Annotated in this window: 21 protein-coding genes; 2 read left to right on the top strand and 19 right to left on the bottom strand. The window is 58.7% G+C overall.

Annotation, left to right across the window (positions count from 1 at the left end; all coding sequences use genetic code 11):
- Window positions 1-93: 93 nt before the first annotated feature.
- From AC1AWK_RS03150 to aroC, 11 genes are all read right to left on the bottom strand, one after another.
- Window positions 94-597: a metal-sulfur cluster assembly factor gene (locus AC1AWK_RS03150; protein ID WP_476568050.1), complete on the bottom strand. Its 504-nt coding sequence runs from the start codon at window positions 595-597 to the stop codon at window positions 94-96.
- Between the two features lie 4 nt (window positions 598-601).
- Entirely contained in the window at window positions 602-1,156 is a 555-nt protein-coding gene (sufU, locus tag AC1AWK_RS03145; RefSeq protein ID WP_476568049.1) for a Fe-S cluster assembly sulfur transfer protein SufU, read from the bottom strand.
- Window positions 1,157-1,159: 3 nt separating this feature from the next.
- On the bottom strand, window positions 1,160-2,434 hold the full coding sequence (locus AC1AWK_RS03140; RefSeq protein ID WP_476568047.1) for a SufS family cysteine desulfurase: 1,275 nt from the start codon (window positions 2,432-2,434) through the stop codon (window positions 1,160-1,162).
- A 107-nt stretch (window positions 2,435-2,541) separates the two neighbouring features.
- Window positions 2,542-3,321: a Fe-S cluster assembly ATPase SufC gene (sufC, locus tag AC1AWK_RS03135; protein ID WP_476568045.1), complete on the bottom strand. Its 780-nt coding sequence runs from the start codon at window positions 3,319-3,321 to the stop codon at window positions 2,542-2,544.
- Window positions 3,322-3,323: 2 nt separating this feature from the next.
- Window positions 3,324-4,550: a Fe-S cluster assembly protein SufD gene (gene sufD / locus AC1AWK_RS03130; protein ID WP_476568043.1), complete on the bottom strand. Its 1,227-nt coding sequence runs from the start codon at window positions 4,548-4,550 to the stop codon at window positions 3,324-3,326.
- Between the two features lie 5 nt (window positions 4,551-4,555).
- A complete protein-coding gene (gene sufB / locus AC1AWK_RS03125; RefSeq protein ID WP_476569573.1) occupies window positions 4,556-6,010 on the bottom strand; it encodes a Fe-S cluster assembly protein SufB in 1,455 nt (484 codons plus the stop codon).
- A gap of 269 nt (window positions 6,011-6,279) precedes the next feature.
- Window positions 6,280-7,944 (bottom strand): CTP synthase, encoded by a 1,665-nt coding sequence (locus tag AC1AWK_RS03120; RefSeq protein WP_476568041.1) that lies wholly within the window; start codon window positions 7,942-7,944, stop codon window positions 6,280-6,282.
- On the bottom strand, window positions 7,922-9,367 hold the full coding sequence (locus AC1AWK_RS03115; protein WP_476568040.1) for a DUF2142 domain-containing protein: 1,446 nt from the start codon (window positions 9,365-9,367) through the stop codon (window positions 7,922-7,924). The genes AC1AWK_RS03120 and AC1AWK_RS03115 overlap by 23 nt, the downstream gene beginning before the upstream one ends.
- A gap of 21 nt (window positions 9,368-9,388) precedes the next feature.
- On the bottom strand, window positions 9,389-9,835 hold the full coding sequence (locus tag AC1AWK_RS03110) for a type II 3-dehydroquinate dehydratase (protein WP_476569571.1): 447 nt from the start codon (window positions 9,833-9,835) through the stop codon (window positions 9,389-9,391).
- A 73-nt stretch (window positions 9,836-9,908) separates the two neighbouring features.
- Complete coding sequence (locus AC1AWK_RS03105; protein ID WP_476568039.1) at window positions 9,909-11,531, bottom strand: bifunctional shikimate kinase/3-dehydroquinate synthase; 1,623 nt, start codon at window positions 11,529-11,531, stop codon at window positions 9,909-9,911.
- Window positions 11,532-11,548: 17 nt separating this feature from the next.
- On the bottom strand, window positions 11,549-12,742 hold the full coding sequence (gene aroC / locus AC1AWK_RS03100; RefSeq protein ID WP_476568037.1) for a chorismate synthase: 1,194 nt from the start codon (window positions 12,740-12,742) through the stop codon (window positions 11,549-11,551).
- Window positions 12,743-12,804: 62 nt separating this feature from the next.
- Here aroC and AC1AWK_RS03095 point away from each other — a divergent pair, with 62 nt between their 5' ends.
- On the top strand, window positions 12,805-13,329 hold the full coding sequence (locus tag AC1AWK_RS03095) for an A24 family peptidase (RefSeq protein WP_476568036.1): 525 nt from the start codon (window positions 12,805-12,807) through the stop codon (window positions 13,327-13,329).
- A gap of 38 nt (window positions 13,330-13,367) precedes the next feature.
- Here the strand turns inward: AC1AWK_RS03095 and mltG are convergent, their stop codons facing one another.
- The 6 genes from mltG to AC1AWK_RS03065 form a co-directional block, all read right to left on the bottom strand.
- Window positions 13,368-14,540, bottom strand: coding sequence for an endolytic transglycosylase MltG (gene mltG, locus AC1AWK_RS03090; protein WP_476568034.1), 1,173 nt, complete (start codon window positions 14,538-14,540; stop codon window positions 13,368-13,370).
- A gap of 10 nt (window positions 14,541-14,550) precedes the next feature.
- Complete coding sequence (gene ruvX, locus AC1AWK_RS03085) at window positions 14,551-15,003, bottom strand: Holliday junction resolvase RuvX (RefSeq protein WP_476569569.1); 453 nt, start codon at window positions 15,001-15,003, stop codon at window positions 14,551-14,553.
- Window positions 15,004-15,017: 14 nt separating this feature from the next.
- On the bottom strand, window positions 15,018-17,696 hold the full coding sequence (gene alaS, locus AC1AWK_RS03080) for an alanine--tRNA ligase (protein WP_476568032.1): 2,679 nt from the start codon (window positions 17,694-17,696) through the stop codon (window positions 15,018-15,020).
- Between the two features lie 106 nt (window positions 17,697-17,802).
- On the bottom strand, window positions 17,803-18,042 hold the full coding sequence (locus AC1AWK_RS03075) for a hypothetical protein (RefSeq protein ID WP_476568030.1): 240 nt from the start codon (window positions 18,040-18,042) through the stop codon (window positions 17,803-17,805).
- The gene (locus AC1AWK_RS03070; RefSeq protein WP_476568029.1) at window positions 18,042-18,440 is read right to left on the bottom strand and encodes a DUF948 domain-containing protein; all 399 of its coding nucleotides are present in this window, start codon (window positions 18,438-18,440) and stop codon (window positions 18,042-18,044) included. Before AC1AWK_RS03070 ends, AC1AWK_RS03075 begins: the two co-directional genes overlap by 1 nt.
- A gap of 83 nt (window positions 18,441-18,523) precedes the next feature.
- Entirely contained in the window at window positions 18,524-19,198 is a 675-nt protein-coding gene (locus AC1AWK_RS03065; protein WP_476568027.1) for a histidine phosphatase family protein, read from the bottom strand.
- A gap of 37 nt (window positions 19,199-19,235) precedes the next feature.
- Between AC1AWK_RS03065 and AC1AWK_RS03060 the strand changes: the two genes are divergently transcribed.
- On the top strand, window positions 19,236-19,601 hold the full coding sequence (locus AC1AWK_RS03060; RefSeq protein WP_476568025.1) for a phage holin family protein: 366 nt from the start codon (window positions 19,236-19,238) through the stop codon (window positions 19,599-19,601).
- Between the two features lie 205 nt (window positions 19,602-19,806).
- On the opposite strand, the gene rpsD is transcribed toward AC1AWK_RS03060, so the two are convergent.
- Both rpsD and AC1AWK_RS03050 read right to left on the bottom strand, forming a co-directional pair.
- The gene (gene rpsD, locus AC1AWK_RS03055) at window positions 19,807-20,433 is read right to left on the bottom strand and encodes a 30S ribosomal protein S4 (protein ID WP_476568023.1); all 627 of its coding nucleotides are present in this window, start codon (window positions 20,431-20,433) and stop codon (window positions 19,807-19,809) included.
- A gap of 203 nt (window positions 20,434-20,636) precedes the next feature.
- The gene (locus AC1AWK_RS03050; protein WP_476569567.1) at window positions 20,637-23,306 is read right to left on the bottom strand and encodes a UvrD-helicase domain-containing protein; all 2,670 of its coding nucleotides are present in this window, start codon (window positions 23,304-23,306) and stop codon (window positions 20,637-20,639) included.
- Between the last annotated feature and the right edge of the window lie 12 nt (window positions 23,307-23,318).

Genomic DNA, 23,318 nt, shown 5'->3' with positions numbered 1-23,318 from the left:
GTTTATTGGCATGGTACATACCGCATTGCTACGGCAACACCATACGCTCGTGAAACGGCGGCACGCATTGTCCCGCGCAGTGAGCATCACCGTCTAGTACTGCGGCATGTTGTCAAGGTTAAATCCCAATGCGGCAAGCTGTTCGCGTCCCTCTGGCGTAATCTTTTCCACGGTCCAGCGCGGCTGCCACGTCCAATCGATGCGGAACTCCTCTACTAACCCAGCCAACGTGCTGGCGCACTCATCTTCAATCAGGTCGGTCAACGGACATGCCGGTGTGGTCAGCGTCATGGTGATGATGGCGCGGCCCAATGCATCAATTTCGATACCGTATACCAAACCCAAATCAATCACGTCGATACCCAATTCGGGATCAATGACTTGATGCAGGGCCTCACGCACATCGGCTGCGGTGGCGCGACCAATCTCATCGACCGCTTTGAGTGGAATGTTGCTATCCGACTCCCCAGCGCAGGCACAGGCGTGGCCGGACCCGCCGCAGCATCCACCGCTCGTCGTCGCAGTCGCATCATCGCCGTGCCCGTAGGCGTGGGAATCCTGCGCCAATGTCTCGTCACCAAATAGTGTTTCGTCCATGGATTTACTCCTTGTCCTGCCTGCGATCCGAAGCCGCCAACGCTTGCGCTACGGCATCCTTCAAGCCTTCCCATCCCAGCAGTGCACACTTGATGCGCATGGGATATTTGGAGACGCCTTGGAATACGATGGCATCGCCTAAGCTTTGTGCCCGCTCATCGTCCACGCCGGCACCACGCGATTGCATCAGCGCATGGAAATCCTGTGACAATGCCATGGTCTTATCCAATCCCTGACCGTCAACCAAATCGACCATAATCGACAGACTGGCTTGGGAAATCGAACATCCCTGACCGTCCCAAATCACCCGTTCGATGCGATACGGTTCCTCCTGCGACAATTCGACATGCACGGTAACCTCATCGCCACAGGTCGGGTTGAACTGGTGGGACTGTCCCACCGGACACCCCACATGCGGCTGGCTTACCGTGACTTGCGCCGAAGCGCCGCGCTCGTCCGCCAAATCACGGGCAAAGTGCTGCTTGCCATGTGGCTGACGGGAGGCTTCGAGAATAACCTCCTGATACATCTGTTCCAAATCGTCGGATATCACTTCCATAGCTCACACCTTAAAGAATGCGCGGACATGACGCAATGCTTCCAGCAAACATTCCACGTCCTGCATGGTGTTGTAGACACCCAATGACGCACGATTGGACGCAAACACACCAAAATGCCGATGCACTGGCTGAGCACAGTGATGTCCCACCCGAATGGCCACACCTTGCGCGTCCACATACTGCCCCACATCATGCGGATGCACACCGTCTACGCTGAATGACACCGTACCGATACGCTGCTGGCCTTCGCGCGGCCCCAGAATATGCACGCCTTCAATGGTGTCCATGGTCAGCAGGCGCTCGGTAAGTTCGCGTTCATGCTCCATGATCGCCGGCATCCCTAAGTTCATCATCCACTGCGCCGCCACTCCGGCGCCGACAACCTGCGCCACTGGCTGCGTGCCTGCCTCGAACCGCGCCGGCGGATCCATATATTGTGCGGGTTCGTCCATCCACGCCAGCGACACCATCGAACCGCCGAAATTCGCCGGCGGCAGTGCCTCAAGCAAAGCCCGCTTGCCGTAGAGGAATCCGACGCCGGTGGGTCCATACATTTTATGGGCGCTCCACACGGCAAAATCAACATCCAGAGCCTTGACATCCACGGCGATATGCGGCACCGACTGACATGCGTCGAGCACCACCAAGGCACCCACCTCATGGGCCCGACGTACGATTGGCGCCACATCGGTGATGGCTCCGGTGACATTGCTGATATGGGTTATCGCCACTAGCGCGGTACGCTCGGTGATGATGTCCTGCGCACTGGCGCTGAGCACACACCCCTCATCATCCAAGCCCAGCCAGCGCAGGGTCGCTCCGGTACGCGCGGCCAACTCCTGCATCGGCAACAACACCGAATGATGTTCCGCTTTGGTGACGACGATCTCATCACCGGGACCTAAGGCGAATCGCTGCGCCGCCGCACCGCCACGGCCCATCGAAGCATACCCGATGGCGGTGGCCAGCAAATTCATGCCTGCGGTGGCCCCCGCGGTCACGACGATTTCTTCACCGTCCTCCTCGGCGCACGCGCCGACAAGCTGCGCCATTTGAGCGCGCGCCTGTTCAAACGCCATCGTGCTGCGGGCTGCGAGCTCATGCGCTCCCCGATGCACGCCGGCATTGTCCGTGCGATAGAACTCACATTCCGCGTCGATGACACACTGCGGTTTTTGTGCGGTGGCTGCCGAATCCAGATATACCAGGGGTTTGTCATGCACCTGCTGATTCAATATGGCAAATTCCGAACGGATGTTCTCTATCCTGTGATTCACGACGCACCTCGTCTATTGCTTGTCACGATTATCCACATGCCGTCACATGACGCAACGACATGTGACGGCATGCAAGCCGGTAGTTGCGGCTCACCCCGCCTCGGCGGCTATGCTACGGCGGATTCGGAATCGGCGCCTTCGGGCAGGTACTGGTCGTAGCCCTGCTCCTCCAGTTCGTCGGCCAGCTCGGGACCGGCTGTCTTGACGAAATGACCATCGGCGAAGACATGTACGATGTCCGGCTTGATGTACTTGAGGATGCGCGTGTAATGCGTCACCATCAGCACGCCCATGCCGGTTTCTTCCTTGGCACGGTTCACGCCTTCGGACACAATGCGCAACGCATCGACGTCCAAGCCCGAATCGGTTTCGTCCAACACGGCGAACTTCGGTCGCAGCATCTCCAACTGCAGCACTTCGGCACGCTTCTTCTCACCGCCCGAGAAGCCTTCGTTCACGGAACGGGTGGCGAACTTCGGATCCATCTTGAGCCGTTTCATGGCGTCGGACAATTCCTTCGACCACGTACGAATGGCGGGAGCCTTGCCGTCGACCTGCGTCTTGGCGGTACGCAGGAAATTCGTCATGGACACGCCGGGCACTTCGACGGGATACTGCATGGCCAGGAACAAGCCGGCCTTCGCACGTTCGTCGGGGGTCATGGTCAGCAAGTCCACACCATCGAGCAGCGCCTGACCGGATTCGATCTCATACTTGGGGTGGCCGGCCAACGTGTAGGCCAGGGTGGATTTACCCGAGCCGTTGGGGCCCATGATGGCATGGGTTTCGCCCGAACGCACGGTGAGGTTCACGCCCTTGAGGATTTGCTTGCGCCCTTCCTTCGTTTCGACGGACGCATACAAGTCTTTGATTTCCAGAGTTGCCATGATTACTTTTCCTCCAATACGGCTTGCGTATCGTCACCCTGCGTGCGTGCGAGGCGACGGTCGATCAACGTCATCACATGGTCGGCGACGGCCGGTACGCCAATTTCGTCGGCCAACTCGCCAAAGAAGCCACGCACCACCAGTTTGCGGGCTTCGGCTTCGGGAATGCCTCGGGACTGCAGGTAGAACAATTCCTCATCATCGAAACGACCCACCGAGCTGGCATGACCAGCACCGATGATATCGCCGTTCTCGATTTCCAGATTCGGTTCGGAATCGGCGACCGCACCAGGCGTCAGCACCAGATTGCGGTTCAACTCGTAGGAATCGGTACCCGGCGCGGTAGGCTCGATGAGCGCATTGCCTACCCACGTCGAATGGGCGCCCTTGCCGTCCAATGCGCCCTTGTACACCACGCGGGACTTGCAATCGGGATGGTTGTGCACCACCATCGTGCGATGTTCGATATGTTCGCCCGGATCGACGAAATACATGCCCAGCATGTTCAAATCACCCTGTTCGCCGCCGAAATCCTGATCCATACGGATGCGCACGACATCGCCGCCCAAGGTAACCACGGAATGACGCAGCGTGGCCTGTTCGCCCACATGAATGCGATGGTTCGCCACATGCTTGGAGCCAGCTTGCCACTCGTGTACGAAAGTGACGGAAACCGCGGACTGCGCTCCGGTGACAATCTCCACGCCCTCGGCCAAGCGAGCCGTACCCGCATGCTCCACCACCACGTCCGCATGCACCCGATCGGCCGCGACAATCATCAGATGGCAGGCGTCCAACGCATCGTCTTCGCCGTGTACCCGTACCAACACAGGCTGATCGAGATCGGCGTCCACAGTGAGCACATACGCATGCTCGGCGCTATTCCACGCGACGGCTGCGGCACGGTCGGAAGGCTTGCCTATGGTACCGGTGCCTCCCTCTCCGGGACGCACCTGGGACAACCGCACCGACGTGCCATCAATCTGGCTGCCATCGATCATGGTCACAGCGACCGAGGTCTTGCCCGACGCCGTGAAGCTGTCGAAGAACTCAGCCAGACGCTCCACCGGCGTGAAGCGCCAATCATCCTGCTTGCGCGACGGCACGGCGAAGTCCTCCACCGCGAACGAACGCACCGACTTGTCGGCACTGGACGGCATTGCCGCCGGCATGGCATACGGATCGGAAGGATCCGCAACCGGCATCGTTATTTCCTTTTCCTGCATCATGAGAATCAGCCCACCGATCCTTCCATCTGCAATTCCACCAGGCGATTGAGCTCCAACGCATATTCCATCGGCAGCTCGCGGCTGATGGGCTCGACGAAGCCGCGAACGATCATGCCCATGGCTTCCTTTTCCTCCAATCCACGGCTCATCAGGTAGAACAACTGGTCTTCCGATACCTTCGATACCGTAGCCTCATGCGCCATGGAGACGTCATCCTCACGCACATCGACATGCGGATACGTATCCGTACGGCTGTAATCATCCACCAGCAAGGCGTCACACACCACCGACGAACTGGAACCTTCCGCACCGTCGACGATTTTGACCAATCCGCGGTACGCCGAACGGCCGCCGCCACGCGAAATGGACTTGGCCACGATCGTGGAACTGGTGTGGGGCGCCAAATGAATCATCTTCGCGCCGGTGTCCTGATACTGCCCCTTGCCCGCAAAGCCCAGCGACATGGTCTCCGCCTTGGCGTAAGGCTCGGCCAGAATGCAGGCCGGATACTTCATGGTGGCCTTCGAGCCGATGTTGCCGTCCACCCATTCCATGGTGCCTCCCTCGCGCACGTAGGCGCGCTGCGTCACCAGGTTGTACACGTTGTTCGACCAGTTCTGCACCGTGGTATAGCGTACGCGCGCATGCTTCTCGACAATGATCTCCACAATCGCGGCGTGCAGCGAGTCCGTCGAGTAGATCGGCGCCGTGCAGCCTTCGACATAGTGCACGTAGGAACCTTCGTCCGCAATGATCAACGTACGTTCAAACTGTCCCATATTCGGCGTATTGATACGGAAATACGCCTGCAAAGGAATATCCACATGCACGCCCTTGGGCACATACACGAACGAACCGCCCGACCATGCCGCCGTGTTGAGTGCGCCGAACTTGTTGTCATCCGGGGGCACCACCGTGCCGAAATACTTGCGCACCAAGTCGGGATATTCGCGAACCGCCGTATCGGTATCGACGAAAATCACGCCCTGCTTGGCCAGATCCTCCTGGATGGAGTTGTAGATCACTTCGGATTCATACTGCGCGGCGACACCAGATACCAGACGCTGCTTCTCCGCTTCCGGAATACCCAAACGATCGTAGGTGGTACGAATGTCATCGGGCAGTTCTTCCCACGAAGTCGCCTGCTTCTCGATCGGCTTGACGTAATACTTGAAATCATCGGCATTGAATCCGCTTAAATCCACACCCCAATCAGGCATGGGCTGTTCGACGAAGGAGCGATACCCTTGCAAACGAATGTCCAACATCCAATCGGGCTCACCCTTGTCAGCGGAAATCGAGCGCACGACCCGCTCGTCGATGCCTTTCTTTGCGGCTTCGCCCGCGGCATCGGAATCATGCCAACCGTAGCCATATTCACCGAATTGCTCGATGATTTCTTCGTCTTGCCTGATTTTCTCTTCGCTGACGCGGGCTCGATCAGCCTCGTACTGGCTCATCTCCACGTCCTGCGCTGCACCCCCGCTCTGTTCGGGATTGTGCGGTTGCTCTGATGCCGTCACCGTACACCGCCTCCAATCTTAGAAATACTCCAAGGTAAATCTAACAGAACCACGCGGAACACGCGGAAGTAAGAGACAAAAAACACACAAGTGCCAACGTGATGTTGCACACAGTGATAACACACCGCGCGCATCACGCTGGCACCGAACGTGCGACACCGGCGCACCCGCAGGAGCGAGTGATTCCCGATACACCGGACAAATGCCTACTGAAGAGCCTCCTGATGGTCCAAGGCGGCACGTACCAATCCAGCGAACAGCGGATGCGGCTTGGTCGGACGCGACTTGAACTCCGGATGTGCTTGGGTCGCCACATAGAATGGATGCACTTCCTGCGGCAATTCCACAAATTCGGTGAGCTCGCCGTCAGGACTCTGCCCGCTAATGCGCAGACCCGCCTCACGCAGCCGGTTCTTGTAGGCCACATTCACCTCGTAGCGGTGGCGGTGACGCTCGGTAACCCGCGTCGTGCCATACAGCTGTGCCACCAAGGAATCCTCCTGCAAATCAGCTGGATACGACCCCAAACGCATGGTGTGGCCCATATCGCCCTTGCCGGCGACGATGGCCTTCTGTTCTTCCATGGTAGCAATCACTGGATCGGGGCAATGTTGGTCAAATTCCGTGGAACCAGCCTGCTGCAATCCCAGCACGTGGCGCGCATATTCAATCACCATGGACTGCATGCCCAGACACAGCCCCAACGCCGGCAATCCAGTTTCGCGGGCAAACCGCAGTGCCCCAATCTTGCCTTCGATGCCTCGGATGCCAAAGCCACCAGGAATCACGATGCCATCGACCTGGTTCAACGCGGCCGCGGCACCATCAGGCGTTTCGCACACATCGGCGGCCACCCACTTGACATTCACCTTGGCATAATGTGCAAAACCGCCGGCTTTGATGGCTTCCGTCACCGACAAATATGCGTCGGGCAAATCAATGTACTTGCCCACAATGGCGATATTCACCTCGTGACGCGGATGGTGGACACGATCGAGCAGCTCATCCCATTCCTCCCAGTCCACGTCATGGAATGGCAGTCCCAACTCACGTACCACATACGCGTCCAATCCTTCGCGGAACAGTGTTTTAGGGACGTCATAAATACTCGGCGCATCCACACAGTTGACCACGCCTTCCACGTCCACATCACACATCAGGCTGATCTTGTCCTTGATGGACTGCTTGAGCGGCCGGTCGGAACGCAGTACCAGCGCATCCGGCGCAATGCCCAACTGACGCAACATCATCACCGAATGCTGGGTCGGCTTAGTTTTCAGCTCATGCGCGGCCGCAATATACGGCACCAACGATACATGAACAAACATGCAATGTTCCACACCCAGATCACGCCGCACCTCGCGTGCAGCCTCCAAGAAGGGCTGCGATTCGATATCGCCCACCGTGCCGCCGATTTCCGTGATAATCACATCGACATCATCGCCGGCTTGGGCACGCATACGGCTTTTGATCTCATTCGTGATATGCGGAATCACCTGCACGCACTCGCCCAAGTATTCGCCGGCACGTTCCTTGCGCAATACTTCCTGATAAATCTGCCCCGTAGTGACGTTCGCCTTCTGACTCAAGAACACATCGAGGAAACGCTCGTAATGGCCGATGTCCAAATCGGTTTCCGCGCCATCCTCAGTGACGTACACCTCACCATGCTGGAAGGGATTCATCGTACCGGGGTCGACATTGATATATGGATCAAGCTTTTGCTGTAGCACCCGTAGTCCACGACTACGCAAGAGACGACCCAACGACGAAGCGGTCAAGCCCTTGCCCAGCGACGACACCACGCCGCCGGTGACAAAAATATGCTTGGTTATATGTTCCTGTGCATTACCATGTTGTCTTCTCACCATGGAATTTCAGCATATCACGCAAGCATGACGGATTGTTTCGTCCGCGTGGTGCCTTCCGTCCCAACAAAGCACGGCAACATTCCAACACGCATAGGACGCAGGCCATGGCGACGGGACAGCAGTAGCGAATCTGCATACCATCCACTGGTTGGCTGATATCCACCGTGTACTGCAGCCACAGCGCCGCGTAAGTCAGCACAACGCTACCCACACTGGCGGCGGCAACACACCACCACCAGACCGTAGCGCCCAACGACATGCATCGACGCACGGTTGCCGCTATCAGTATCGCCACCATCACCACCACTGCGGCCCACCAACAATGCAACAGGAAGGAATTACGCATATCGCCTAAGTTGGCACGGCCTAGCCAAGCCGAGGAGACAATCGAGCGCAAACCCTGCCACAGCACTTTCGGATCGCTCAGCACGGCATGACGACGCGCCGCCATATCCTCATACGGCACCAGCATGGGCGTGGTCGTAAACCACGACACCGACGACTGCCACGCCGCGTTCAACACCACCGCAACCGCCACACCGCCGGTGCACCACCACGTGCACGCCTGACGCCACCAAGAACGAACTGCCAGACCATCACGCCGTGCCAACACCCGCTGACGCCACGGCACCAGAAGTGCCAACGCCACCAGCGGAACGTAGGTCACTTTGCATACTCCCACCACAGCACACAACACTGCCAGCGCCGCGCAAAACCCCACGCCTACGCGGCGATCGAACGCACGGAACAACATGCACGACAGCACGATGACCAAGGCCTGCGTCAGCCCATCGGCGGAAATACCAAACGCGGTGGAGCCAAGTCCTGACAACGCCACCATCACCAATCCGGCCAGTACGCGCCAACGCGGCAACGCCCACACCGCCAACGCCATGCACAAGGTATATACGGCCAGCATGCACCACTGCGCCGCCATAAAAGTGCGGTCAGGTGCCCATCCAAATACATGTCCCAATGCAAACGCCACCAACTGAGGACCGTAGACCACAGGGGTGTTGACCGCCGCATTGTTATACGGCACGTCCGCGCCCGTCTCATCGCTGGCGGTGATGGTATCAGGCAACACCACCGCCGGATCATAGCCATCATCACACTGCAGCGAGTAATTGATCCACTCCCAATCGACATGACCGCCGACATTGTCGTCGCTACGCTGCAGGTTACTCTGCGCAGTTACCGGATGCGGCATGACCTGACCGTGCACCAACCCATCGATGCGATACACGTGCGCCCAAATGTCCGGCGTGTGTCCGGGCGCAGTATGCAGTATGGACGATCCGCCAACCAACGCCACCAACACGGCAACCAGTATCGGCATCAGCATGCGACAACGGCGCCCCGCATCATGCAAGGCATCCATACCCGCACCCCGCTGCGCCGGCATCTCCTGCGACTGTGCCATCCACCCCCCTATTTGCTGGATTTACTGCGCCAAGGTGTGTGCTACCGCGCACAAGGCCAAGTGATATCCATAGAACCCCATGCCGGTAATCGTACCGGTCGCCACCGGGGAAATCACACTATGCTTGCGGAATGCATCGCGAGCCGCCGGATTGGAGATGTGCACCTCCATCAACGGCAGCCCCGCATCGGTGACCATATGCGCGGCATCGGCCAACCCGTAGGAATAGTGGGTGAATGCCGCCGGATTCATCACCACGGGCGTGCCCTCGTCCACCGCACGATGCATCCAGGCGATCATCTGCGCTTCATCATCGGTTTGGCGCACATCAACATCCATACCCAACTGCGCGCCCCACTGTTCGCATAGCGATCGCAACTCGTCCATATTCTGGCGTCCGTACACATCAGGTTCGCGCACGCCCAAACGTCCCAAATTCGGACCGTTCACCACAATAACCGTTGTCATCATTCCTCCCCGTTGCGTATCCGTTCAGTTGCTTAAAGATAAGTTGCGGCCGCCCGCGCGACACCGACGCCACCTACCGTCGAATACGCGCGAACGCCTCACGCACGGCCTCCAATGGTGGATCGTCCACCGCCATGGCATGGCCAATACGATCCAGGATAACGAAGCGCAGCATATTGCCCCGGGCTTTTTTATCACGGTGCATCAACGTCAATGTCCCGTCCCACGAGCCGCCTCGCCAGCTAACCGGCAGTCCCAGCGACATCAACAGATCACGGTGGCACCTAACCATATCGGCATCCGCATATCCCAACAACGCAGAAAGTTCGGCGGCGAACACCATGCCCACCGCCACCGCATTGCCATGCCGCCAGCGGAAATGCTCCGACGCTTCGATGGCATGCCCTAACGTGTGTCCATAGTTGAGAAACTCCCGGATGCCATGCTCACGCACATCGCCCGACACATGATGGGCCTTGACGCGCACTGTGCGTTCGATAAGCTCGCACACCACTTCTCGCGTGGCTGAGTCACTCATGGATGCTGCGGTGAAAGTGCGTAGCGGCTCGGCATACTCGCGCAATATCTGCAACATCTCCGTGTCCATAATGAATCCCGATTTGACGACTTCCCCCAAGCCCTCAAGAAAAATCGGAGTCGGCAATGTCGACAATGTGTCCAGATCAGCCAATACCCCGGCCGGCGTGTAGAAGGATCCCACCAGATTCTTGCCATACGCCGTATTGATGCCGGTTTTCCCCCCGGTCGAGGCGTCCACCATTGCCAGCAAGGACGTGGGACAATTCACATAGCGAATGCCACGCATCCAGGTGGCAGCGATGAAACCCGCCACATCGGTGGCGGCCCCGCCACCCAAGCCCACGATCGCATCGGAGCGCGTGAATCCTTCCTGCGCCAACCGTGACCATACGCCGTCAGCCACCGTAATGGTTTTGCCTGCCTCGGCATCAGGAATAACCATGTCATACACGTCGAAGCCGGCCTGGCGAAGCAATGCACGGGCCCGATCGCTGTGCCTCTGCACCGGTTGCGTATGAATCAGAGCCACTCGCGTCACCGATTCGGGCAACACTGACCCCAATTCCTGCATCACGCCACCGCCGATACGCACTTCGTAGGCATCCTCGCCCGCGCCTACCCGCACCACACGCTGTTCGATCATCATCTTCACCTTTCGTGCCGCCACCATAGGCGTCATCCCTCGCGTCTGCACGCGTACATTCGCCACTTGGCGAAATACCGGGTCGCGACGTTCATACAAATCCATCCAACGCTGCCGTGCGTCCCCGTCCAGCATGGGACGTCCAGCGCCATGGCGTGCCCGTTCCATCGCTTCGTTCGGGTCGGCCTGCAAATACAACACACACCCGCCATGAGCCGTATATCGATGCAAAGCCTCGCGCACAGCGGGCGTCATCGGCGCGCCTCCCCCCAGCGAGAACACACCGGCAAAGGCGTCGAGCATCTCGAGAATCACCGCACATTCCACCTCACGGAACGCCGATTCTCCGTACTGTTCGAAATACTGCGGAATAGACATGCCGACACGCTGTTCAATCACCACATCGGCATCGGCAAATGGCACTTGCATCAGCTTGGCAACCTCACGTCCAACCCGGGTTTTGCCAGCGCCCATCATACCGATGATCACCGCGCGGGGATGCGTACAAGTCATGGGGACTGCCTCTCCCATCAGCGCATATGCTCCGGCCATGATGCCACGTATCCCCTCATATTCCGGCGTGTTTCCTCCACTGTGTCACCACCGAATTTCTCCAGCGCGCAACGCGCCAACGTCAGCCGTACCATGGCTTCCGCCACCACGGCGGCAGCTGGCACCGCGGTGCTGTCAGAACGCTGGTTGATGGCCTGCGCGGGCTCGCCCGTCAGCACATCAACGGTACGCAATGCGCGTGGAATAGAGGGAATCGGTTTCATCGCTGCCCGCACACGAATCGGCTCGCCGTTCGACATGCCACCCTCGATACCGCCCGCACGATTGGTCAGACGGGTTAGCCTGCCATCGGCCCCCTTGACAATTTCGTCGTGCGCCATCGAACCGGGACGGCATGCCTCCAGGAACCCGTCGCCGATCTCCACGCCCTTGATGGCCTGGATGCCCATCAAAGCCGCCGCCAACGCCGCATCCAACCGACGGTCCGACTCTACATACGTGCCCACTCCGGCCGGCATACCATAGGCTATGACCTCAATCACACCACCCAACGTGTCCGCCTGCAACTTGGCCTCATCAATTCGCGCCATCATGCGCGCCTGCGCCGCTTCGTCCAACGTACGCACAGGAGAAGCATCCAACGCTTCCACCTCATCGGGTGTGGGCAGCGCACGATCGGCCTGCTCGTCAACCCCAGCGCCGCCGATGGACAGCACATGAGACACCGTGCTCACCCCTAACGTCTGCTCCAAGAACTGCCGAGCGACCTCACCTAATGCCACTCGCGCCGCGGTTTCGCGCGCACTGGATCGTTCCAGCACCGGGCGGGCGTCGTCAAAGCCATATTTGCGCATGCCGGTTAGATCCGCGTGTCCCGGCCGAGGGCGGCTTAACAGCGCATTGCGCCCTTCGTGAGGCATACATTCCTCAATAGGATCGGTGCTCATTACCTTTGTCCATTTGGGCCATTCCGTATTGGCGATTTCCACCGCTATGGGAGATCCCAGCGTCACCCCGTGCCGCACGCCGGTAAGCAGTCGCACACGGTCCTCCTCGAACTTCATGCGCGCGCCACGACCATATCCCAACCGTCGACGAGCCAATGCCGATACGATGTCCTGACTGGTGAGGCTCACTCCCGCAGGCACCCCTTCAATCATGGCGACCAACGCCTCGCCGTGTGATTCGCCCGCCGTCTGCCAGCGCAACATGCTCTCTCCTTCACTTCCGGGTGCCACTTTTGTTCGGGTGCGACTGCAGGTATTGTACCTACATGGAATATTTCGCCGCAGCACCGAGTCTACTGTGTGGACTGCTGATTTGCTGGCAGGACATTCGCCATCGGCGTGTGCCCCGCGTGTTGGTGCTCGTTGGCATGCTCTCGCAGTTAGCGGTTTCCTTATGTGCTTGGATCTACGGAGCACCTTGGCAATTAGTGTGCCTGCCACTGGGATTCGCGGTGCTTGCCGGAGCGTTTCAGGCGACGCTTGCCTTGGTTCGCCCGGGCACATTGGGATTCGGCGATGTGACCTGTGCCGCGCTGATGGGCCAGTTTGTGGGCCTATGGGGATGGACGGCATTCATCCTGTGGTGGCTGCTGATGGGCGTGCTTGGTTTGGCATGGATCGGTTGGTGGCAACGCTATCGCCACGCGCGCGGACAACGACACTCATCGGCCGCGCGCAACGAGCTTCGACCGGTGCAACCTGTGGTGATGGACTTGGCACCTTTCGCTCCGGTCATCGTCACCGCGGCGATTGCCGCCGTGCCCATGGTTATTGGCGCACGCGGCGCATAGATTCGCAAATCTGACGAATTCTTCTCTGGTCGATCTTCTTAATTCGCGTTGGGATTCGTGGTTTTGTATTCCTGCACAAATTGCTGGAATTCCTCAGCGCTGGCAGTGAACTTCGTTTCACCCGTCTGCAGATTCGTAGTCACGAAATACAGCCAGTCACCGTCCTCGGGATGTAGGGCAGCTTCAATGGCATCATCGCCGGGGCAGCTAATCGGCGTGGGCGGCAGACCCTGATGGATGCGCGTATTGTATGGATTTGAAGCGTCATTGAGCTGCGCATTCGTCAGCTGCGACGGCGCCACATTTGCCCCATATGCCACCGTGCTATCCATACCCAAACTCATGCCGATGTTGAGACGGTTCAGAATCACCCGGGTGACCTTGCCGTAATACTGTTTAAGATTCACTTCGGATTCGGCAATGGACGCGATGTTCAGCAAACGTTGACGCTCGGCTCCGGTCGGCATGCCCATGGCATCGAGTTTGGCGATACGCTTATCGACCATGGCTTTCATAATGGTGCCCGCGTCGCCCACACCGACAACATTGTAGGTGCCCGGCTCAAACCAGCCTTCGAATTCACCACCCGCTTCCACAGGTAGAATCCCCTGCCCGCCGGCGTCCACGATACTTTGGAATTGCGCCCGGTCAATGCCGGAAATCTTTGCTGCAGCATCCAAAATATCACTGACCCGTTCGCCGGCCTTGACTTCAAGGAAACCTCCGGCCTTGCTCTGGTCACTGACAATCTTCAACACATCCATGGCTCGCATATGGCGTTTAAGCTCGTATGTACCCGGATACAAGGTGCTTTGATTCGCGGACACCGCACTGGTGAAAGCCTCCTGAGACTTGATAATATCCTGCGCCACCAAATTCTTGGCCACCTGCAACGCACCCTGCCCGCTTTCGATAGTGAACGATACCGAACCTTCGCCAGGACCCTCATAATCGGCGATTTGTGAACTCGACGTAGACTGGCCCCATTGCTTGAGTTTGGTGAAACCGGCATATCCCAGCCCAAATACCAAGACAAGCACCGCCACTATGGCAATGGTGCTGACCAATGTGCGACGATGGCGACGTTCACGCGCACGGCGCATGTCACGGCGCGATTTCGGCGGCACTGGCGGCAGGGACTGATTCTCGGGGGAATCAGTCCCCTCCCACGTGCTGCCCTCGTCGAAAAACTCACTGAACTCGTCGTTCACCAATCACTCCTCAATCGTCATGCCGGTCCAAAGCGGCTTGCAAGATATTCACCGCCGACTGCTGGTCGACTTTCGGGCGATGTGCGCGAGAACCAACCTGCGACTGCGCCAGTTGATGATGAGCCATCACCGTGGTCAGGCGCTCATCCATCAATGTTACGTCGGGTGCCTGCGACAACGCATATTCTCCCCGCATCATCAGCACGTTGATAGTTTTGGTAAGTTCCTGCGCCCAGCGCCGCGCTTTCGCCGCGCTTTCGCCTTCACTGCCATCCATAAGCAACGGCAGACCGACGATCACACGCTCAATGGATTCGTCTTCGATAATGTTGACGACTTCATCGATAGCCTGCATGGCGTCGCCATACACGTCGATATTGCCGGCAGGATGCGCGACAGCGAGGCTCGGATCGGACAATGCCAGTCCGACCCGAGCCTGACCAAGGTCTATACCAAGCCACATTGCCACGTGAGCAATCAGCCCCTCATCGCCTCGACTCGCAAGGCTTCCAGCGCCTCGTCGATACGCGTGCTGTCGGTGCCACCGCCCTGTGCGAAGTCAGGCTTGCCGCCGCCGCCGCCGCCAAGTATCTTCGATGCGCCGCGCACCAAATCGCCGGCCTTCACGCCGCGTTCACGAGCGGCAGCGTTGGTTGCCACTGCTACCATGGGCTTGTCATCGGCACTGACACCGGCCAACGCCACCACAACGGGGTGCTCATCGCCGAGCTGTCCGCGAATGTCCAACACGGTTTTGCGCAACGCATCGAACGAGCCGAAATGACCGACGTTCCTAGCAGCAATCTTCACCGTAGCGGTGGAAGCCTTCGCTTCCTGCACTAACGACGGCACACCATCGGCAAGCTGGCTTTCGTACATGGTCGACAGGCGCTGATCCGCTTCCTTCAACTTGGACAGCAATGTATCGATACGATTGGCCAACTCGTCGGGACGAGCATTGAGCGTGTCGGACAGCTGCGAAACCAACGCATGCTCACGTGCGTGGAACTCGTAAGCACTTTGTCCGACCAATGCGTCCACACGTCGCACACCAGAGCCGACCGAAGCTTCCGACATGATGCTGATGGCACCAATCTTGCCGACATGGTCCACGTGCGTACCACCGCACAACTCACGGCTCCAACCGTCCTCGCCAATGGACACCACACGCACGATGTCGCCGTATTTCTCACCGAACAAATGCATCGCGCCCAGCGCCACGGCATCATCGAATTTCATTTCCGTCGTACTTACCACAAGGTTGTCACGCAAACGCTCGTTGACCCGGGCTTCGACGGCGCTGATGATGCTCTTTGCCGGAGCCTTGGACCACTGGAAGTCGAAACGTAGACGGTTAGGGCCGTCTTCCGAGCCACGCTGCGTGGCATCCGGACCAAGTTCTTCACGCAACGCCTTGTGTACCATGTGCGTGGCGGTATGTGAACGGGCAATGGCACCACGACGCCTCATATCAATCGAAGCATTTACCGGCGAGCCGACCACCAACGTGCCCTCGGTCAAACGGCACTGGTGCACGATCAAATCTTTAATCGGCTTCTGCACATCGTCCACTTCCAGTACCGCACCATCATCAGTTAAAATCTCACCCTGATCGGCCAGCTGGCCACCGGCTTCCGCATAGAACGGCGTACGGTCGAGAATGACTTCAACGGTTGCCGGAGCGCTGACCGCCGGCACCGACCCCTTGCCCTCCTGCATAATGCCCAGTACCGTGGCACGGCTGGAAAACTCGTCGTAGCCAAGGAAGGCAATCGGCGAGACCAAGGTTTTCTTGAAATCGTCATACACGCTCAGATCCACGTTGTGACGTTTCTTCAATGCATCGGCGCGGGCGCGCGACTTCTGCTCACTCATCAGCTCGCGGAACTTCGCCTCGTCAACCTGCATACCCTGTTCGGCCGCCATTTCCAACGTCAGCTCGATCGGGAATCCGTAGGTATCATGCAGCGTGAACGCATCATTGCCCGACACCACGGCATCGGCGCTCTGCTTGGCCTTGGCAACCGCCACATCGAGAATCGTCGTGCCATTCTCCAGCGTACGACGGAAGGCATCCTCCTCGCCGAAGGCAGCTTCGCTGACATCGTGGAACGTGGTTTCCAGCTCAGGATAGCTGGCCACCATCGCATCCTTGGACACCGGGAAAAGCACCGGAAGCACTGCATCATGCACGCCGAGCATACGCATGGAACGCACCGTACGACGCAGCAAACGACGCAGCACATATCCGCGGCCCACGTTGCTGGGGCGCACGCCGTCGCTCATGATCATCAACGCGGAACGCACGTGGTCAGCCACCACACGGAAACGCACATCGGCGTCAGCATCCTCGCCATAGCGACGGCCCGACAACCGTTCGGCGGCTTCGATCACCGGATAGACCTCATCGGTTTCGTAAATGTTTTCCTTGCCTTGCAGCAAGAACGCCAGACGCTCCAGACCAGCGCCCGTATCGATGTTCTTGTTATCCAATTCGCCGACGATGTGCAGATCGGTTTTGGACTTGACGTTGTCCACTTCGTAGTTTTCGAAAACCAGATCCCAAATCTCGATGAATCGGTTCTCGTCGGCCGCAGGACCGCCGTCCTTGCCGTATTCGGGACCACGGTCAATGTAGATTTCGGAGCACGGACCGCCAGGGCCAGGGCCGCCGGTCGTCCAGAAGTTGTCCTCCATGCCGAAAATCTGCATGTGCTCGGGGTCGAAGCCCTCGTTCTTCCAAATGGAACGAGCTTCGTCATCATCCGTGAACGTTGTCACCCACAAATCGGCCGGGTCAAGGCCATAGCCGCCTTGCTCGCGCGGCAGCGTCAGCAGCTCCCACGCATAGTGAATCGCCTCTTCCTTGAAGTAATCGCCGAAGGAGAAGTTGCCCAGCATCTGGAAGAACGTGCCGTGACGCGTGGTCTTGCCCACTTCGTCGATATCCAGCGTACGCACACACTTTTGGTTGCTGGCCATACGCGGATACGGCGGCGTCTGCTCGCCGAGCAGATACGGGATGAACGGCACCATACCGGCGATGGTGAACAGCGTGGTGGGATTCGGGGAAATCAACGAGGTCGAGGGAGCAACCAGGTGATCGTGCTTGGCAAAATAATTCAGATAGCGCTTGGCGATTTCCGAAGTGCGCATAACTTCAACAAACTCCTTGTTTCATTCAGGCCGCGACCGACCCACGGTTCGATATAGCGAAAAACACAACCTACGTTCACCACGTCGCGATGATATGGTCATCGGCTTAACGACGTGCGCGCTCGGCATATTTGGCATTCAACTCAGCCTCGCGGGCTCGACGCGCGGAGTTGAATTCGTTGACCAATCCTTCGAGCGTGCGCATGGCAACATGATCCTGGTCCGGACCGAACACAAACTGACGGGCGGCATCCGGCGTATTAGCCTTGACATACGCCTGTGCCTTGGTAACCGCCAATACGCCTAGCACCACGCCGACACCAATCCAAAATACGCGCTTGAGCATCACGCCTCCTTGTGTTCCCCGGCGTGCTCGCCACTCTTGCCCCGCTTGCTCGCCAACAGCGAACCGGCCGTCTGTCGCAACGCATACATGGAAGATGCCAAAGTGATGATCGGCTTGCCCAGGAACGATCCGTATAAATCGGTAAGAGCGCCAACGTTGGTCGCCGTGGTAGAGGCTGCCGCGGAAATTTTATTCACGTCTTCTAGCGACTTATTGACCTGCTTGACCGTCGTCACACTTTCATCCAACGCCGGGATGGCATGTTCGCCGGTTTGTCGCACAGTCTCCGCCATCTGATCGAACAATTTGCCCAAGCGAATCAGCGGGTAAATCAGAAACCCAGCAAGCACGGCAAATGCAATCGCCGCGATCAGTCCGGCAATCTCTCCAACGCCCATCGTGAACCTCTTTTCCGCGTGAGCCATGTGCGACCACGCATACTGCCATAAGCGTAACCAAGAGTGCAGACGGCACTGCCCGGTCACTGGTTGTACGAGACGACATGCAACGCCTGATCGAACGGCAGCTCGGTATCGAACTGCACGCAGGTGACGCTGCCGTTGGCAGGTCGCTCGTTGAGATCGTATTCGCCATGTGTAAAGCGATGCATCAGACTCAACAACGTATTGCCATGGGAAATCTGCAACACCTTATCGCCGTCCTGCAGGACCTTGTTGGCGCCAATCATGGCAAAACCGTCCTCGACCCGCCGCCAATATTGCGCATCAGATTCCGCGTCATGGAAAGGATCGGCTTCTTTGAGGAAATCACGCGTGGCGCCAAGACCGAACTGCCGCACGATGGCGTTATAAGTCGGTGCCCCATGGGGAGCTCCCGCAGCCCACCACGCCTGCGCCATGTCCTGCCCTTCGAAGTATCCGTAGCACTGTTCGCGAAAATGCATGTCACTGACCAATTCAGGGCGAGTGTGACCGTGTTCCGCATTGATATCGAGAATGGCCTGTGCGGTCAGCTGCGCACGCGTGGTATCCGAGCAATACGCGGCAGCGAAATCAATATCTGCCAGTTTGTGCCCGGCGCGTTCGGCGTCGCGCAAGCCGTCTTCGGTCAGCGGCGCGTTGGTCCAGCCCTGCAGGCGATTGTATTTGTTGAACAGCGTTTGTCCATGACGGACAAGATAGATATGCAACTTCATGATTTCGATTATTGCACCGTGCTGGCATAATCGAAACATGACAAGTTTTCTTTCCCGTTGGTTGGTAATGACCATCGCCGTGGCAGCCACCGCCGCGCTGCTGCCCGGCATGCAGACCATCGGCGAGCCTGCAGTGCTCGGCATCGCCGCGTTCTCCTTATTTATGGCGCTGATCAACGCTTCCATCAAACCCATCGTGCATCTCATCGCCCTGCCCTTTTCCATTCTTTCCTTCGGTTTGGTGGCCTTGATCATCAACTGGTTATTCATGCAGCTGGCTTCATGGCTGGCGTTGACGGTATTCGACGTGGGCGTGGTCGTCACCGGATTCTGGTGGTCGGTGCTCGCATCGCTGATCATCGCGATGATCGGCAGTGTGGTGGGTGCCATTATCGGCGAATAAGTACAACCCACCGGACGCGTGCCAGCGTGTAGCGCCGCTGACTGACAGAGCGTGCACGCACATTCGACGGCATGTTCGCGCATTGCGTATCATCACTGTCGGCATCTCCTTCGATATCGACGGAGAACCGCTATAACAACGGCAAAGGCCCCCGAGTTTTCGGGGGCCTTTGCCGGTATGTCCTTGAAATAAATGGATCCAGAAATCAGCGAGCGTAGAACTCGACGACGTACTGGATGTTCACCTGAACCGGAATTTCCTCCGCCTCAGGCTTACGGGTCAGCGTCGCCTTGAGCGACGGCAGGTTCACATCGAGGTAGCCCGGAACCGCAGGCAGCACATCACGGTGCACGCCTTCGGCGGCAATCTGGAACGGAACCATGGTCTGGCTCTTCGGCTTGACCTGAATGGTCTGGCCGGGCTTGACGCGGTAGGACGGACGGTCCACCACGTTGCCATCAACGAGAATGTGGCGATGCACCACGAACTGACGGGCCTGAGCGGTGGTGCGGGCGAAGCCGGCGCGCAGCACCAGGGCGTCAAGACGGGTTTCGAGATCGGTCAGCATCGCGTTACCGGTCTGGCCGGCGGTATGGGTGCCCTTCTCGTAAGCGGCGCGGAGCTGCTTCTCGGAAAGACCATACTGTGCGCGCAGACGCTGCTTCTCACGCAGACGCACCGCGTAATCGGACTCGGTGCGACGGCGGGTACGACCGTGCTCACCCGGAGCATACGGACGCTTTTCGAAAATGCGCTGAGCCTTGGGGGTCAACGCAATGCCAAGGGCACGCGACAGGCGCACCTGGCGGCGAGAACGCTGAACGTTCGTCATGATATTTCTCTTTCTGTCGTTATCTGAACGGAACACCACGCACCAAGCGTAGTGCTGAGCCGGCCTCTCCAACGCTTCTTACGTGCCATGCACGAACGGTCCCGCAAGAACCGCCGACCCGTTGATGGGCTAAGGCTCCAGACGGCGTCAGCCGCAAACAGACGCCAACAGGCAATCATACACGGCGGGGGCGGACGAATCGCCTACAGCTTTTCAATCGGCGCGACACGCAGCATCAACCGCTTGACGCCCATCGAACCGAAGTCCACGGTCAGCACCGAATTACGGCCCTTATCCTGTGCGTCGACCACCGTTCCCAAACCGTACTGGTCGTGCGTGATCTTGTCGCCAATGGCGAAATCAGCGATATTGAGCGCATTGTCGTTATGCAGCGATCCGGACGGCTGCGCGTCGGCGCGCGGCGTGGTGCGACGTGTCGTCACCTTGCCGGAGCGAGGTCCACGCGCGCTGGAGGAGCTGCCATACGAGGAGCCAGAGCCGTACGAGCGGCCCGAACCATACGAGCCAGACGAACCATAGGACTTGCGCGAACCGCGCGAACCATAGGAACGCTCCGACGAACCATACGACGAACCGGACCCATAGGACGACCCATAGGAACTACCATATGACGAGCCATACGAGCCGCCATATGAACGGCCCGAACGGGCACCGGATCCAAAGCGGCGCGACGAGCCGGACGAGGCACCGAACGTGGTCGACGAATCATCGTCATCCCAGCCGCCGAACTCATCATCGTCACCGCCCCAACTGCCCCGCAACCGTTCCACGCTGGCCTCACGACGAGCCCAGGAAATCAATTCCTCGGGAATCTCATCCAAGAACTGGCTTGGCAACATTTCGCTGGCCTGTCCCCATTGCGCGCGCACCGCGGCACGCGACAGGAACAGCCGCTGCTTGGCTCGGGTAATGCCCACATACGCCAAACGGCGCTCTTCGGCAAGTTCCGCGGTATCCTCCAACGAGCGCGAATGCGGGAACGTGCCCTGCTCCATACCCACTAAGAACACCACCGGATATTCCAAGCCCTTCGCCGTGTGCAGGGTCATCAGCGTCACCGATCCGCTGTCCTCCCCCTGATTGGGCAACTGGTCGGAATCCGCCACCAACGCCGTGGTTTCCAAGAATCCGCCCAACGTGGCATCAGGCGTCTTCTGTTCGTACTCGGCCGCCACCGACTGCAGCTGGGAAAGATTCTCCACACGCGAGGCATCCTGCGGATCTTCGGAACGCTGCAACTCCTCCAGCAGCCCGGAACTGGACAACACCTGCGCCACCACTTCGGATGGCTTGGCGTCATGTTCGGCGGCAAACGCCATCAAGGACTGCATCATGTCGCGGAACGCCGCCAACTTCGACAGCATCGCCGAGGCGACTCCCTCAATGCGCTCCGCCTGGCATAGCGCATCATAGAAGCTCATGCCACGTTCGGCGGCCGCCAACGTGACCAATGCCTCCGCACGATTGCCCAATCCACGCTTGGGAACATTGAGGATGCGTCGCATGTTCACATCGTCGGCAGGATTGACGACCGCCTGCAGATACGCCATCGCATCCTTGATTTCCTTGCGTTCGTAGAAGCGCGTGCCACCCACCAACTGGTAGGGCACCCCCGCGTTGATCAACGCTTCTTCAATAGCACGCGATTGCGCGTTCGCACGGTACATCACCGACATATCCGCATAGCGAATGCCCTCTTCGGCATGCAGTTTGGCGATATTCGACGCCACCCAAGCAGCCTCCTGCTGGGCATTGTCCGCCGCATACCCCACAATCGGCTCGCCTTGCCCCAACGCCGTCCACAACTTTTTGGGCTTGCGGTTGACATTGTTGGCAATCACCGCATTGGCCGCGTCAAGAATGGTTTGCGTAGAGCGATAGTTCTGCTCCAACATAATGGTTTTGGCGTTCGGGAAATCCTTCTCGAAATCCTGGATATTGCGAATATCCGCGCCACGGAACGCATAAATGGACTGGTCGGAGTCACCCACCACGGTAATCCACGCCGGACCGGTGTCCCCGGCCGCCACGGCCGTCTCGCTCGGCTGCTCGGCCGCGTCGACGCCGGCCAATTCGCGCACCAGCACATACTGCGCATGATTGGTGTCCTGATACTCGTCGACCAGAATATAGCGGAACTTACGACGATAATATTGCGCCACCTGCGGCGTACTTTGCAGCAGTTGCACCGTGCGGAAAATCAAATCGTCGAAATCCATGGCATTGGCCAAGGCCAGACGATGCTGGTACTCCGCGTACACCACGGCATACAGCACCTCGACGTCGCCGAACGCACCCAACTGGTAGCCGCGCTGCCCCGGCTTGTAATCCGACGCATATTCCTGTAGCTTGCTCTGCCACGTCTCCAACGCGTTCTTGTAGTCGGAGATACGCGCCAGAATGCTGCGCGGCGTATACCGCTTGACATCGATGTTCAGGTCTGCCGCAATGTTTTTGACCAAACGCTCGCAATCGGCGGTGTCATAGATGGAAAACCCGGAGCGCAGTCCGACATGCTCGCCGTCGCGTCGCAAAATCCGCACGCACGCGGAGTGGAAGGTCGACACCCACATGCGCTGGGCGACGGGTCCTATCAGTGTGCCCAAACGCTCGCGCATTTCCGCGGCGGCCTTGTTGGTGAAGGTAATGGCCAACACCTTGCTCGGCCAAGCGCCGAACTGGCTGAGGATCCATGCGATGCGGCGGGTCAGCACGCGGGTTTTGCCCGAACCCGCGCCGGCGCCGATCAGCAACGCCTGACCGCGGTACTGCACCGCCTGCGCCTGCTGTGGGTTCAGGTCACCGATCAATTCCTCGGCGCTGCGCGCAATCACCTCGGGTTCCGCATCCATCATTGTGTGCTC

The organism is Bifidobacterium sp. LH_491 (assembly GCF_056356495.1).
The sequence above is the reverse complement of the archived record's forward strand: the minus strand, read 5'-3'. Positions and strand labels throughout refer to the sequence as shown.

Bases quoted from the DNA above. Each gene is read 5' to 3' on its own strand.
- AC1AWK_RS03150 (WP_476568050.1), bottom strand. From the start codon at position 597: ATGGACGAAACACTATTTGGTGACGAGACATTGGCGCAGGATTCCCAC.
- sufU (WP_476568049.1), bottom strand. From the start codon at position 1,156: ATGGAAGTGATATCCGACGATTTGGAACAGATGTATCAGGAGGTTATT.
- sufC (WP_476568045.1), bottom strand. From the start codon at position 3,321: ATGGCAACTCTGGAAATCAAAGACTTGTATGCGTCCGTCGAAACGAAG.
- sufD (WP_476568043.1), bottom strand. From the start codon at position 4,550: ATGATGCAGGAAAAGGAAATAACGATGCCGGTTGCGGATCCTTCCGAT.
- sufB (WP_476569573.1), bottom strand. From the start codon at position 6,010: ATGAGCCAGTACGAGGCTGATCGAGCCCGCGTCAGCGAAGAGAAAATC.
- AC1AWK_RS03120 (WP_476568041.1), bottom strand. From the start codon at position 7,944: ATGGTGAGAAGACAACATGGTAATGCACAGGAACATATAACCAAGCAT.
- AC1AWK_RS03115 (WP_476568040.1), bottom strand. From the start codon at position 9,367: ATGGCACAGTCGCAGGAGATGCCGGCGCAGCGGGGTGCGGGTATGGAT.
- AC1AWK_RS03110 (WP_476569571.1), bottom strand. From the start codon at position 9,835: ATGACAACGGTTATTGTGGTGAACGGTCCGAATTTGGGACGTTTGGGC.
- AC1AWK_RS03105 (WP_476568039.1), bottom strand. From the start codon at position 11,531: ATGACTTGTACGCATCCCCGCGCGGTGATCATCGGTATGATGGGCGCT.
- aroC (WP_476568037.1), bottom strand. From the start codon at position 12,742: ATGTTGCGCTGGCAGACGGCGGGCGAATCACACGGCGAGGCGTTGGTC.
- AC1AWK_RS03095 (WP_476568036.1), top strand. From the start codon at position 12,805: ATGGAATATTTCGCCGCAGCACCGAGTCTACTGTGTGGACTGCTGATT.
- ruvX (WP_476569569.1), bottom strand. From the start codon at position 15,003: ATGTGGCTTGGTATAGACCTTGGTCAGGCTCGGGTCGGACTGGCATTG.
- alaS (WP_476568032.1), bottom strand. From the start codon at position 17,696: ATGCGCACTTCGGAAATCGCCAAGCGCTATCTGAATTATTTTGCCAAG.
- AC1AWK_RS03075 (WP_476568030.1), bottom strand. From the start codon at position 18,042: ATGCTCAAGCGCGTATTTTGGATTGGTGTCGGCGTGGTGCTAGGCGTA.
- AC1AWK_RS03070 (WP_476568029.1), bottom strand. From the start codon at position 18,440: ATGGGCGTTGGAGAGATTGCCGGACTGATCGCGGCGATTGCATTTGCC.
- AC1AWK_RS03065 (WP_476568027.1), bottom strand. From the start codon at position 19,198: ATGAAGTTGCATATCTATCTTGTCCGTCATGGACAAACGCTGTTCAAC.
- AC1AWK_RS03060 (WP_476568025.1), top strand. From the start codon at position 19,236: ATGACAAGTTTTCTTTCCCGTTGGTTGGTAATGACCATCGCCGTGGCA.
- rpsD (WP_476568023.1), bottom strand. From the start codon at position 20,433: ATGACGAACGTTCAGCGTTCTCGCCGCCAGGTGCGCCTGTCGCGTGCC.
- AC1AWK_RS03050 (WP_476569567.1), bottom strand. From the start codon at position 23,306: ATGGATGCGGAACCCGAGGTGATTGCGCGCAGCGCCGAGGAATTGATC.